The organism is Streptomyces sp. NBC_01465, assembly GCF_036227325.1.
Taxonomy (GTDB): domain Bacteria; phylum Actinomycetota; class Actinomycetes; order Streptomycetales; family Streptomycetaceae; genus Streptomyces.
In genome coordinates this window covers 3,738,346-3,750,662 of the sequence record NZ_CP109467.1, presented here as the reverse complement: position 1 = coordinate 3,750,662, position 12,317 = coordinate 3,738,346, and the positions used below count along the sequence as shown (strand labels likewise).

Here is a 12,317-nt window from a genome sequence, read left to right as displayed (position 1 = left end):
CACCGACTACCACCCCGCCCGTCCGTCCACACCTGTGGATGGGGTGGCGGTCAGCCGAACGATTCCCAGACGTTCCCCGTCGAGCCTCCCGCTCGCCCTGCCTCTTCCGGAGAGCCGCTCATGCCGCACGACCTGCACCACCCTCGAGACGCCTCCGAAGAGTCGTTGCAGTTCACGAAGTCCCTGACACTGACGGAACGTTTGCGGCGGGCGTTGGGACGGGCTGCTCCTGGCGGAGCCAGTAGTACCCCGAGTCCGACTCATGGCCGGTCTTCGGGGGTCTCCGCCCCAGGGGTGGCGGAGACGGCCCAGCGCCAGGGGGCGCCGGACCAGGAGGTCGGGGCCGGGAGCGGCCCCGACCCGGACATGCTCCACACCGTCCAGCACGAGATCCTCCGCCCCACACGTGAAGACGTTGCCGTGGCCGGCGAGCCGACCGTGAAGAGCGCCCAGCCCACGATTCGCCGCTACACCGGCACCAAGCGCACCGCTCGCGTCGGCCCCCTGCGCTTCACCACTGACGAGCACGCCCGCCTCCTGGAGGCCGCCGCCGAGCACGGCTACAAAGGCGACTCCGGCCTTGCTGCCGACATCACTCTCGCTTTCATCGACGGCCGGTTCACCGCCAACCTGCCCCTGTCGGAGGACCGCCGCCGCACCCACATGTTCCGCGCCCAAGTGCTGCGCCAGCTCAACCGCATCGGCGTGAACGTCAACCAGATCGCCCGCGCCCTCAACAGCGACCTCACCCCACCCGACATCCGCCAGCACCTGACCGAACTCCAGCAACTGCTGGAACTGATCGCCGAGGCCCTGCGCGAGCCCGCCGTGCCGGACGAGGGAGAGGCCGCCGCATGATCGCCGCCATCAAACGGGCCGGGTCCAACACCCGTGGTCTGCTCGCCTACCTCTACGGACCTGGCCGCCAGGACGAACACCTCGACCCGCACCTCGTCGCCGCCTTCGCGATGCTCGCCATGCCCGACCCCGGCCGCGACGAGAACGCCACCCTCACCCAGCTCGGCCGTCACCTCGACGCACCCGTACGCCTGCGGAACAGCGAGTTCGGCGAACCGGTCACCGACCATGTCTGGCACTGTCCCGTGCGCGCCGCACCCGAGGACCGCTACCTCTCCGACACGGAGTGGGGCGAGATCGCCCAGCGCATTGTCGAAGCCGCCGGCATTGCCCCGCCCGGCGACGACCTGGGCTGCCGGTGGATCGCCGTACGTCACGCGGACGACCACATCCACATTCTGGCCACCACTGTCCGCGAGGACGGCCGCCGCCCCAAGCTCCACGACAGCGGCATCCGCGTCGGCGACGCCTGCCGCCAGGTCGAAAAGGACTACGGGCTACGGCAGTTGAAGAAGGGCGACCGTACCGCCACTCGCCGCCCCACCCAGGGTGAGATGCACAAGGCCGAGCGCCTGGGCTGGGAACAGCCCAGCAAGCAGTGGCTGGAGGCCGGCATCCGAGCCGCCATCCCCCACGCCCGCAGCGCCGAGGAACTCCTCGCCTACCTCGAAGCCGAGGGCATCGCCGTCAAGCCCAGGCGCGGCCCGTCCGGAGACCTCCTCGGCTACGCGGTCGGCCGACCCGGCGACGTGAACAAGGACGGCGAGCAGATCTACCACCCGGGCGGGAGGATCGCCCCCGACCTTTCCCTGCCCAAGCTCAAGGCCCGACTGGAAAGCGTCGTCCCCGAAGAACACCCCACCGCCCGCCGCAACCAGCCCACCACTCCCTGGCGGCAAGCCACCGACGCCCTCGACACCTTCCACACCGACCTCACCGAAACCAGCACAGGCGACGGAGGGGACGCGCGGGCCCAGGCCCACATCGCCGCTCTCGGTGAACTCATCGAAGCCACTGCCCAACGGGCACCAACTCACCAGCGTGCAGAACTCCATGCCGCTGCACGGGTGTTCGCCCGCGCTGAGCGATCTCGGATACGGGCGGAAGACCGCGCCGCCGGCACTCTGCGCCGTGCGGCCCGCGACATCGTGCACACGGCCACCGGCCCCGACGGCAGCGCCCTGGCCGCTTTGGTCGCAGCCCTCGTCTGGGCCGCGATCCTCGCCGGACGCTGGCACGAGGCCAAGGGACACGCCCACCAGGCAGACGCCGCCCGCCAAGCCGTCCAGCACCTCCAGGCTGCTGCCAACACCGCGCTCCTGCCGGTGCTCGCCGACCTCGAAGTCCGCTCGCCCAAGGAGCAGGCCCGCTTCACCCTGGCCAGTGACGTACGCAATGCCATCCCCGACCAGGCTGAGCGCATCCTCGCTGATTCCGCTTGGCCCGCGCTCGCCACGGTCCTCGCCGACGCCGAAGGTCGCGGCCATGAACCCCACCGACTCCTCAAGGAGGCTGCGGTGCACCGCGAGTTGGACACCGCCCGCCAGCCCGCTCGCGTCTTGATCACCCGCATTCAGCACACCGGCCACCACCCCGCAACCAACCGGCGAGCCGAAGCCGCCCGCCAACGCTCGACCATGGCAGCCGGGTTCTCCCGACAGCCGCAGCGGGACGAACAGTCACCCTTGGCCACTACGCGAGAGGCCGCTCAGCAGCAACGGAAGCGCTGAGGGGCGGTTCGGCGGGGCCGGCGGGCCGGCTGAGGACGCGGGCCGCATTCAGTTCTTGAGGGTGGCGACCTCGTGGGCTCGGCCTGCCAGTTCCCGTACTGAGCGCACAGTGGAGTGTGTGCGCAGCCTCTTGCGCATGGTGTCGAAGTGCTCATCTCCGCGCGCTGATGAGATGTGCTCGTACTCATCAAGGAAGCGGCCCCACGAGGCGCATGCCGCGTCCAGGTGTCCGTGTTCGTACTGGCGTTGAGCGAGTACGGCATACGCGTGGACGCGGCCTTGCCGCTCGTTGGGGGCCTGGATGCGCAGCGAGTTCTGCAGGGCCTTGATCGAGCCGGGCAGATCCCCGGTCTCGTTCAGTACGTGTGAGACGTGGAACAGGTAGGCGGTCTTGTCGTAGCCGCCGATCGCGTCGCGCCGGTTGTCCGCCTTGGACAGGGCTGTCTCGGTCTCCCGCAGTCTGGAGAACGCTGCGGTTTTGTTGCCCACCATGGCCTCGGCGTGGGCCTGCTGGCCGCGGAGGAAGGCGACCAGGCGCGGACCGGCCGAGGGGGCGGCCTCCGCGGCGGAGTCGGCGAGATTCAGGGCCAGTTGGCCGTGTCGGAGGTTGGATGCCTGAAGGCTCATTCCGCGCAGGGTGCGGCAGTAGGTGACATGGTCCTCCGCGTCGGCGGCCAGGCGCAGGGCCTTGACGTAGTAGGTCTGACCGAGGCCATGGGCCCGCTCGTACATGGCCATCCAACCGGTGAGGTACACGAGGTCGGATGCCGCGGCGAGCATGTCTTTGCGGTCTTGCTGGGAGGCTTCGGCCTTGAGCCATGGGCCGACGGTGTTGGTCAGGAACGCGGCTGCCATGGGGCGTGCGTGGCCTGCGCCGAGCTCGTCGAGGATGTCGGCGATCCGGTCGGTCATCGTGCGTACGGCGCGGACCTGGGCCTCACCGATGCGCACGGTCTTCTTGCCCGGTGAGACCGGTTCGTCGGCGTGCGCGGTCAGGCTCTCGAAGAGAGGCACCACTAACGCCGCGCTGAAGATGCCGGCGGTCACCAGCTTGCGACGGGTTGGGTCCATGTCCGCCCTTGTGAGGTCGATCAGTTCCTCGACAGTGTCATCCGATTCCGTGGTGGCGGGTGGCGTGAGCCCGGCTTCGGCGTGGGTGACGGGGCGGCCGAGTTTTCGTTCGAACGCGGCCAGAATCAGCGGCCTGACCTGCTCTCGCGGCTGCGCGCCGTTGAGCCAGTGGGCCACTGCGGGCTGTTGGTAGGTGAGCTTGAGTCCGGTCTCGGTGCCGAGCCGGTTCACCTGTTGTGCGAGTTGCCGCTCGGACCAATTCGCCTGGTCAAGCAGGCTCCTGAGTCCTGTATTGGGGGTGCGCGCACGATCCGCCATTACCAACTCCCGCCAGTGTTAATGGCATTAATGCCCCGGCCTCCTTTCCAAGCTACCCGTCCTGGGGGCGGTGGGGGTTAGCTCTTCGTATGCGATCCAGCCAAGCGAGGGGACCAGAGGTGATGACGGAGGAGCGGGACGAGCCGAGAGCGGCGACGCGGCGAATTGTGGTCATCGGCGGGCCGGGGAGGCGGATCGCGTGAGTGCACTCCCTGTCGGTGAGCTCGTCCGCGACGGTGCCACGGGTCGCGTCGGTGAAGTGAGAGGGCACGAAGGACCGTACGTTCAGCTCCGGCCCGTCAACGGTGGCAAGGAGTGGGACGCGAGGCCCGAACAGGTCGAGCCGGTCTGTATGGCAGAGCTGTTGAGCGCCCGCGTCGCAGAGGCGAATGCCCGCAGTCGCAACGGGGGCCGGGCATGAGTACCCGCGCGTTCCAGGCCCACGCGGAATGGACCCTCAGCGGAGACAACGGCGAAGGCGTTCCCGTAGCGATCTTCCAAATGACATGCATGACGTGTCAGGCCGAGTCCCCGGCCGCCGACAACGACGGCAACCCATCGCAGACATGGGCCCTGGACCACACCGGACGCAACCCTGACCACCGCGGCTTCAAGCTCCTCACCGAGACGTTCTGGCGTGTGGAGCCCCGGCGAGGCAACCCGTACGCGGAGGTCCGGCCATGAGGCGATGGGCAACCTACGTGGGCCGCTACGCAGGGCCTCTGCTCATCATCGCGATCTCGGCTTCCTGCGGGTTCGTCATCGGTGCAGGGCTCGCCTCCACACCCCCATGACCCCCGTCTCCTGCCGGGAGGTCTCCGCCATGGCTCCCCCACCGCGATGGGCGGCCCCGACAGGAGACGGGTCCAGGCGCCCGGCCTCGGTGGCAATGTCCCGGCAGGACCACGCCGGGGCCGGGTTCGCAGCACTCTCCATCACAACCGAGGAGGCACAATGCACCAGCAGCCCGCCCATCAGACGGCAACCCCTTGGGGTATGCAGCGCATGGCCCCGCTCAGCAATGGCGAGGCAACACCCTGGCAGTACGGGGGACTTGACCCACAGACGCAGACCGGCCGATGGATCGGAAGCGACGGGCAGATGCTCCCGGTGGAGTTCGGCAAGCACGGCACGTCGGTCAACACCTACCCACCGACGCAGGTGAGCAAGGACGGGAAAGTCGACCCCGACACCGGCCACGACGCAGAGCAGGACGAGACGGACGACGGCCAATGAGCACGGACAGGCGCCCGGTGCTGATCTCCACCCAGAACGAAGACGCGACCGCGGATCTGGTCATCCATGAACTGAACCGACGCCGGGTGCCTGTCCTACGGCTCGACCCCGGCCGGGACTTCCCCAGCCCCGCTGTCCTCCGCGCCAGCCTGGGACCAAGCGGATGGACCGGAACCCTGGGCAGGGAGGGACGCACCGCGGACCTCGGCGGGGTGCGCGCGCTCTACCACCGCCGACCGAACATTTACGCCCCGGCCGACGATACTCAAGACGCCGCGTTCGCAGCACGGGAGAACCGGCGGGGCCTGGGCGGCGTCCTCGGCGCGCTCTCCGGCTGCCTGTACCTGAGCCACCCCTTGGCGATCGCACGGGCCGAATACAAGCCCGCCCAGTTGGCGACTGCTTGCCGGGCCGGACTCACCGTGCCCGCGACGCTGATCACCAGCGACCCGGCAGAAGCCAAGTCGTTCACCGCCGAACAGGCGACGATCTACAAGCCGCTGCACGCCGCCGCCTACGAGGTGGACGGAGAGCCCGCCGGAATCTGGGCATCACCGGTGGACCCCGGCGAGATCGACGAGACCGTGGGCCACTGCGCCCACCTGTTCCAGGCCCAGGTACCCAAGACCGCGGATGTGCGCGCTGTCGTCGTGGGCACCGAAGTGTTCTGCGCCCGGATCACGTCCCCGCCCGGCGTCGTTGACTGGCGCGCGCAGTACCGAAATCTTCGCTACGAAGCCGTGCAGTGCCCTCCAGACATCAGGAGCGCACTGCTTCAGTTCCTGGCGTACTTCGGCCTCCAATTCGGGTCCTTTGATTTCGCCGTGACCGCAGACGGCACCTGGTGGTTCCTGGAGTGCAACCCCAACGGCCAATGGGCATGGCTGGAAGCGGCGGCCGACCTCCCCATCACCACAGCGGTCGCCGACCTCCTGGAGAACGGAGAGCCCCCACGTGACTGACCACCCCACATCCGAGCTCCTGCGCGCCGAACTGGTCCAGAGGATCACCAAATCCCGAGCCCTGCGCACCCCCGCATGGCAGGACGCCGTCGCCTCGGTCCCCCGCGAGGCATTTCTTTCCCGCGGCTGGTTCGAGCACGAGGGAGGCGGCTGGTACCGGCCCGTAACCCCGGCCGCCGACGGCGGACTTGCCGCGATCTATGAGGACACCACCCTGGTCACCCAGGTCGCTGGAGCGGTCTTCCCTGAACAGTTGGACGGCCGTATCGCCGCTGCTCCGACCTCCTCTTCTACCCTGCCGAGCCTCGTGGTGCGCATGCTGGAAGAGCTGCACGCGACGCACGGCATGCGGATCCTGGAGATCGGCACCGGAACCGGATACTCAACAGCCCTGCTGTCACGCGTAGTGGGTGAGGAGAACGTGACCACGATCGAGGTCGATCCGGAGGTCTCGGCACGCGCCGCAATGGCACTGGCAGGCATTGGAAGCCGGCCGCTGCGGATCGTTGGGGACGGCCTCGCCGGGCACGCCGACGGGGGCCTGTACGACCGCATCATCGCCACCTGCGGTGTGCGCACCGTCCCGCCTGCCTGGATCGAACAGACCAAGCCAGGCGGGGAAATCCTGGTGACGGTCGGCGGGTGGATGCACGCCTCCGAACTGGTCCGCCTCACCGTCGCCGAGGACGGCACCGCAAGCGGCCCCTTCCTCGGCGGACAGGTTTCGTTCATGCTCGCGCGCGCCCACCAACCGCCACCACTCGGCATCCTGCCCAACCTGACCGCGGCCGCGATGGAACCGACTTCGATGGGCGCGAGCATGCTGGCCGACTGGACACCCCGGTTCATCGCCCAGTTCGCCGCCCCGAGCACCCAACACCTCGTCCTGGAGCGCGATGGCCGCACGGAACACCTGCTCATCGACGTGACATCCGGAGCCTGGGCAACGGTCTTCCAGGACGACGGCCGATGGCTGGCCCGCCAGGGCGGCCCTGAACGCCTCTGGGACAAGATCACCGGCAGCATCGAGGACTGGAAATTGGCGGGGGAGCCCCCGCCGGAGAGGCTGCGCCTCCAGATCGGCTCCTCGGGGCACACTCTCACCTGGGACTGAACCGGCCGCCCGGCAGACAGCCGGGGGCCCTGCCGCGACGGGCGTGGGCATCCTGTCGAAGGCGACAGCCGCAAGATGCCCGGACGCCACGCGCCGCGATTCGTACTGCGGGGAAGCGTGCCAGGGGTGGACCCAGCCGTTGCCATTGCTGGCGTCGGTGGCCGACTGGCCTGTGTACGACGGTGGCTGACACCCGGAATGCTGCCGTCTCCAACGCAGTGCCCCCCACCCGACGCGCCGAACACCGCCACTTGCCGGGGTCGGATCGACTGGCGAAGACGCGATTGCGTCGTGAACGGGGCGTGCGATGACATTCCGCAAGGAGCCGCCACCGGTTTGCTGACCGATAGCAGCACCAAGGTCGCGTCAACTGGAGGTCAAGATTCTGCATGGTCGTTTCTCGTCAGGTGTGGCTGCGTGTGGCTGGCGGACGTCGGGGGAGCGGGCGGTGACTGGTCGAGATGTCCATGTATGTGGCTGAGCTAAATCGGGCGTGCAGTGATCTTCCATGCCGATTGCCTGGTCCGTCGCGAAAGGTAAAGCGCTTTCCATCTGGTGTCGGCTGGGGTTCTGGAGGACGTAGCTCTCGGGCTTGACCTGCTCACGTAGGGCGGGCGTAAGGTCCGCTGGAATCTGTGAAGTTGATGTGTAACTGGGGTGGGGGCTTCGGGGTGCGTATTTCTGCATGGCGTGTGAGAGGCGGGATGCTCACGGCGACCGCCGCACTGGCGGTGCTGGTGGGCTTGGTGCCTCAGGCGGGCCTTGACGGGGTGGCGCATGCCGCGGCACACCCGGCCGCGCTTGCCGGCGGGGCGAAGCCGGTGAAGTCCGCGCTGACACAGCAAGCGGCCCTGGATGCGGCGGAGTCCGGTGGCGCGAACGTGGAGATCACGTCGATGCGGGACGAGTCGAGCGAGACGTATGCCACGCCGGACGGCCAGTTGGAGGCGGTGCAGCATCTGCGCCCGGTCCGTACTCGGGTCGGCGGGGTGTGGAAGGACATCGACAACACCCTTGCCAAGCGGGCGGATGGTTCGGTTGCGCCGAATGCGGCGGCGACCGGGATCACGTTTTCCGGTGGCGGTACTGGCCCGATGGCACAGTTGGAGCAGGCGGGGCGCACGCTCGCCTATACCTGGCCGACGCCGTTGCCCGTGCCGGAGTTGAGCGGTGACACGGCTCTGTACAAGAACGTGCTGCCGACGGTGCCGGATGTGGACCTGCAGTTGCGGTCGGACACCGATGGCTTCTCGGAGTTGCTGGTGGTGCGGACGGCGGCCGCGGCCGCGAGCCCGGAGCTGGCCGAGCTGAAGCTGGGTGTGGACACCCAGGGTCTGACGGTGGGCACGACCGCGGACGGCGGGCTGCAGGCCACCGACACTGCGGCGGGCGGGCTGGTGTTCGCCGCACCGAAGCCGGTGATGTGGGACTCGGGCACCACATCGGTTGCCACGCAGAGCACGAAGACCGGCCTGGCCGCGGCAGCGGACAGCACCTTGGCTGACGATGCGGCCCAGGGTCCGACGGATGCTTCGCAGATTGCACCGATCGGCACGGCGGTGAGCGCGGACGGGTCACAGCTGACGCTGACCCCCGACCAGTCGATGCTCACCGATGCCAAGACCAACTGGCCCGTCTACATCGATCCGAAAACCTATACCCCCAAGGCGGGGGACTGGACGATGGTCTCCCGATACTGGGCGAGCAGCCCCCAGTATCGCTTCAACGGTGATTCCGATGCGGGTGTCGGTGACTGCGCGTGGGACTACTGCGCCCCCTATGACCTCAAGCGGCTTTTCTACAAGGTCAGCACCTCGGCGTTCGCGGGTAAGACCATCCTGAGTGCGCAGTTCATCGCGCACGAGACTCATTCGGCTTCGTGTGACGGGCGGTCGGTTGAGCTGTGGCGGGCGAAGGCGTTCGATTCGTCGACGACGTGGAACAGCTCGGATGACAACTGGCTAGAGAAGCTGGATTCCCGGGATGTCGCCTACGGTGGTGGCAGCGGGTGCCCGGGTGCGGACGTGGAGTTCAACGCGATCAACGGGGTGAAGTACGCCGCCGCGCACAACTCGGCGTACACCTACTTCGGGCTGCGGGCCGGCACGGAGACCGACAAATACGGGTGGAAGCGGTTCTCCGACGACGCGTATCTGCGGGTGAAGTACAACAAGCCGCCGAACCAGATCCCGATGTCGAAACTGTCCATGAGTCCGGGCGGCGACTGCGATGGTCCGTCCACCCAGGACTGGGTGCGCTCGCGGCCTTCGGTGACGGCGGTGGCGACCGATCCGGACAATGAGCCGGTGCAGGTGCAGTTCGCCGTGTCCTGGGACACCGGGGACAGCAAGGGTTTCGCTACCCGTTGGACCTCCTCGCTGACCACGGCCAAGGCGTCCGGCTCGCCCTTCACGATCACCCTGCCGACCACTGTCCCGCTGAACAAGTCGCTGGCCTGGTATGCCCGTGCCTATGACGGGGCGCAGTATTCGCCGTGGTCGCAGACCGGTGCGGCGACCGCCTGCTACTTCACGATCGACACGACGATTCCGGCGGGTCCGGCGATCGTCTCGGGTGACTACCCGGGTGTGATGACCGGTGACCCCACGGACGCGGGGTATGACGGGCCGGGCCGTTACGGCAGCTTCACTATCGGGAAATCCTCTACGGATGTGGTGAAGTACTGCTACGGCATCAACAGCGACCCGGACTGCACCAAGCACACGGTGACGACCACCAGTGGTGCGGCGGTCAACGTCAGCATCGCGCCGACCGACTCGGGGCTGCAGTTCATCACCGCCTCCGCCTTCGACAGCGCGGGCAACGTGGGAAAGACCGAGGTCTCCACCTACAAGTTCCGGGTGAGGTCCGGCCAGCCCTCGCGCGCCCAGTGGAAACTGGATGAGCCGGACGGCGCCACCCAGGCCGAGGGCAGCGCCCAGGAGCGCACCGCGACGCTCGAGCAAGGAGCCCAAACAGGGGCGGCCGGCACCCTGGACGGGGCGCTGCAACTCGACGGCACCGACGACTACGCGGACACCGACATCTCCGCGGTAGAAACAGGCGAGTCCTTCTCCGTCTCCGCCTGGGTGAACCTCTCCAAGATGCCTGATACCGATGCGGTGTCCGTCGCCCAACTGGGCAACAACCGACCGGGCTTCGACCTGTACTACTCCAAGACTGACAATCGCTGGGTCTTCGCCGACTATTCGGCCGACACCACGACGGCAACCCCGACCAAGGCCATGGCCGCGCAGGCCGGCGGTGCCACCGCCGGGCAGTGGACTCATCTGGTGGGGGTCGCCGCCCTGGGTGACCAGGTGCTGCGCCTGTATGTGAACGGCGTCTTGGTGGGTACCACGCCGCGTACCGCGTACTGGAACGCCCGGCGGGGACTGCAGATCGGTGCCAGCTCCTACGGCGGGGCGGGCCCCTCGAAGTTCTTCCCCGGCCTGGTCGATGACGTGAAGCTGTTCGACAAGCCGTTGTCCGATGGGGACGTGGTCAATCTCTTCAACAAGCGGTCGATCGGCACCGGCCGCCCCGCCGTCTCGCACTTCCGCCTGGACGAGCCCGCCACGGCGGACGACGGCACTGCGACGACCGAGGTGAATGGGCCCGCTGACGTCAATCCCGCGGTGTTCTCCGGTGGTCTCAAGGCGGGGGACGCCGGGGTGTACGGAAAGGCGCTGACGCTGGACGGAGTGAACGACTACGCGGCCACCGACGGCCCGCACATGGAGACCCGGCGCAGCGTCACGTATTCCGCGTGGGCGAAGCTGCCGTCCACTCTCCCCACCACCAACAACATGGTCGTCAACCAGATCGGCACGAACCGCGGCGGACCGGGCCTGTACTTCTCCCCGTCCGTGGGCTGGACCTTCAGCCAGCCGACCGCCGACACTGCCACCGCGACGAACAATTACATCGCCCAGGGCGCTGCGGCGAAGGCCACCCCGGGCGAGTGGTCCTACCTGGTGGGCGTACGCGACGCCGTGACCGACGAACTGCGCCTGTACGTCAACGGAAAACTGGTCGGGGCGAAAGCCAACCCCGACGCCTGGTATGCGGGCGGCCCGGTCATGATCGGGGCGCTCTCCCAGGCCGGCACGGTCAGCCAGTACTTCAAGGGCCAGATCGACGACGTGCAGATGTACGACCGGATCCTGACCGATGCGGAGATCGCCAAGCTCTACCAGGTGCGTCCCCTGGTCAAGGGCCGGTGGAGACTCGACGCATCCGCGGGCACTCCCGCAGTCTCCGCCGACGAGGCAACCACTGCACAGCACCCGCTCACCCTGGGCACCGGCGCTCAAATCGATGCCAGCGGAAGCAACAACATGGTCGGCACCGGTGGCCTACTCCTCGACGGCACCAGCAACGGCTACGCGACCACAGCAGCCGCACCGATCGACACCAGCACCAGCTTCACCGCGAGCGCGTGGGTGACCACACCAGGCCGGCCCACCAAGCCAGTGACGGTGATGAGTATGGGCGGGACCACCGCCAACGCCCTCTCGGTGAGGTACGTGCCAGACGCGACAGATCCGGCGAATGCGGGACGCTGGCAGGTGGTCATGGCCAATGCCGATTCCGCCACCGCCACCACCGCGATCGCCGAGCATACGAACTTCCAGAACAACATGTCCTGGAACCACATCGCGCTCGTCTACGACGCCCTCGCCGGACAGGTGCGCCTGTACGTCGACGGCCAGCTGCAGCAGAACCTGTGCGCGGACGACGACGACAACGGCGAACCCGACGACCCCACCTGTACCGAGAAGGTCTCGTGGAACTCGGCGGTGCGTCCGTTCGCTGCGACGAAGGGGCTCCAGCTGGGCCGGACGATGACCGGCGTCAGCACCTGGGGCGAGTACTTCAGCGGCGCCATCGACGACCTGTGGCTCTTCCAGGGCGCAGCCAGCGACACCCAAATCGCCGAGCTGGCCAACGGCGACGAGCTCGCTACCACCCCGGGCCCGTGACCTGAAGCACCGGGTGGGGCGGCGGGTCCAGCCGCCCCACCCG

The 12,317-nt window shown here is 68.1% G+C and carries 8 protein-coding genes; 7 read left to right on the top strand and 1 reads right to left on the bottom strand.

Features of this window, described 5'->3' with window-relative positions; genetic code table 11:
* Positions 1 to 294: 294 nt before the first annotated feature.
* Both OG707_RS17635 and OG707_RS17630 read left to right on the top strand, forming a co-directional pair.
* Entirely contained in the window at positions 295 to 858 is a 564-nt protein-coding gene (locus OG707_RS17635) for a MobC family plasmid mobilization relaxosome protein (RefSeq protein WP_329119315.1), read from the top strand.
* Positions 855 to 2,588, top strand: coding sequence for a relaxase/mobilization nuclease domain-containing protein (locus OG707_RS17630; RefSeq protein ID WP_329119313.1), 1,734 nt, complete (start codon positions 855 to 857; stop codon positions 2,586 to 2,588). The genes OG707_RS17635 and OG707_RS17630 overlap by 4 nt, the downstream gene beginning before the upstream one ends.
* A 48-nt stretch (positions 2,589 to 2,636) precedes the next feature.
* Here the strand turns inward: OG707_RS17630 and OG707_RS17625 are convergent, their stop codons facing one another.
* Positions 2,637 to 3,977, bottom strand: coding sequence for a hypothetical protein (locus OG707_RS17625; RefSeq protein WP_329119311.1), 1,341 nt, complete (start codon positions 3,975 to 3,977; stop codon positions 2,637 to 2,639).
* A 417-nt stretch (positions 3,978 to 4,394) separates the two neighbouring features.
* Between OG707_RS17625 and OG707_RS17615 the strand changes: the two genes are divergently transcribed.
* From OG707_RS17615 to OG707_RS17595, 5 genes are all read left to right on the top strand, one after another.
* A complete protein-coding gene (locus tag OG707_RS17615; protein ID WP_443071343.1) occupies positions 4,395 to 4,661 on the top strand; it encodes a DUF7848 domain-containing protein in 267 nt (88 codons plus the stop codon).
* A 270-nt stretch (positions 4,662 to 4,931) separates the two neighbouring features.
* Positions 4,932 to 5,213 (top strand): putative ATP-grasp-modified RiPP, encoded by a 282-nt coding sequence (tgmA, locus tag OG707_RS17610; RefSeq protein WP_329119305.1) that lies wholly within the window; start codon positions 4,932 to 4,934, stop codon positions 5,211 to 5,213.
* Positions 5,210 to 6,175 (top strand): ATP-grasp ribosomal peptide maturase, encoded by a 966-nt coding sequence (gene tgmB, locus OG707_RS17605; RefSeq protein ID WP_329119304.1) that lies wholly within the window; start codon positions 5,210 to 5,212, stop codon positions 6,173 to 6,175. The genes tgmA and tgmB overlap by 4 nt, the downstream gene beginning before the upstream one ends.
* Positions 6,168 to 7,289 carry an ATP-grasp peptide maturase system methyltransferase gene (gene tgmC / locus OG707_RS17600; protein ID WP_329119302.1) on the top strand — a complete coding sequence of 374 codons (1,122 nt, stop codon included), beginning with the start codon at positions 6,168 to 6,170 and terminating at the stop codon, positions 7,287 to 7,289. Before tgmB ends, tgmC begins: the two co-directional genes overlap by 8 nt.
* A 704-nt stretch (positions 7,290 to 7,993) precedes the next feature.
* Positions 7,994 to 12,274: a LamG domain-containing protein gene (locus OG707_RS17595; protein ID WP_329119300.1), complete on the top strand. Its 4,281-nt coding sequence runs from the start codon at positions 7,994 to 7,996 to the stop codon at positions 12,272 to 12,274.
* The last annotated feature ends 43 nt before the right edge of the window (positions 12,275 to 12,317 follow it).

What these genes read in the sequence shown, in the direction of transcription:
- OG707_RS17630 (WP_329119313.1), top strand. Translation starts at nt 855, where the DNA reads ATGATCGCCGCCATCAAACGGGCCGGGTCCAACACCCGTGGTCTGCTC.
- OG707_RS17625 (WP_329119311.1), bottom strand. Translation starts at nt 3,977, where the DNA reads ATGGCGGATCGTGCGCGCACCCCCAATACAGGACTCAGGAGCCTGCTT.
- OG707_RS17615 (WP_443071343.1), top strand. Translation starts at nt 4,395, where the DNA reads ATGAGTACCCGCGCGTTCCAGGCCCACGCGGAATGGACCCTCAGCGGA.
- tgmA (WP_329119305.1), top strand. Translation starts at nt 4,932, where the DNA reads ATGCACCAGCAGCCCGCCCATCAGACGGCAACCCCTTGGGGTATGCAG.
- tgmB (WP_329119304.1), top strand. Translation starts at nt 5,210, where the DNA reads ATGAGCACGGACAGGCGCCCGGTGCTGATCTCCACCCAGAACGAAGAC.
- OG707_RS17595 (WP_329119300.1), top strand. Translation starts at nt 7,994, where the DNA reads ATGCTCACGGCGACCGCCGCACTGGCGGTGCTGGTGGGCTTGGTGCCT.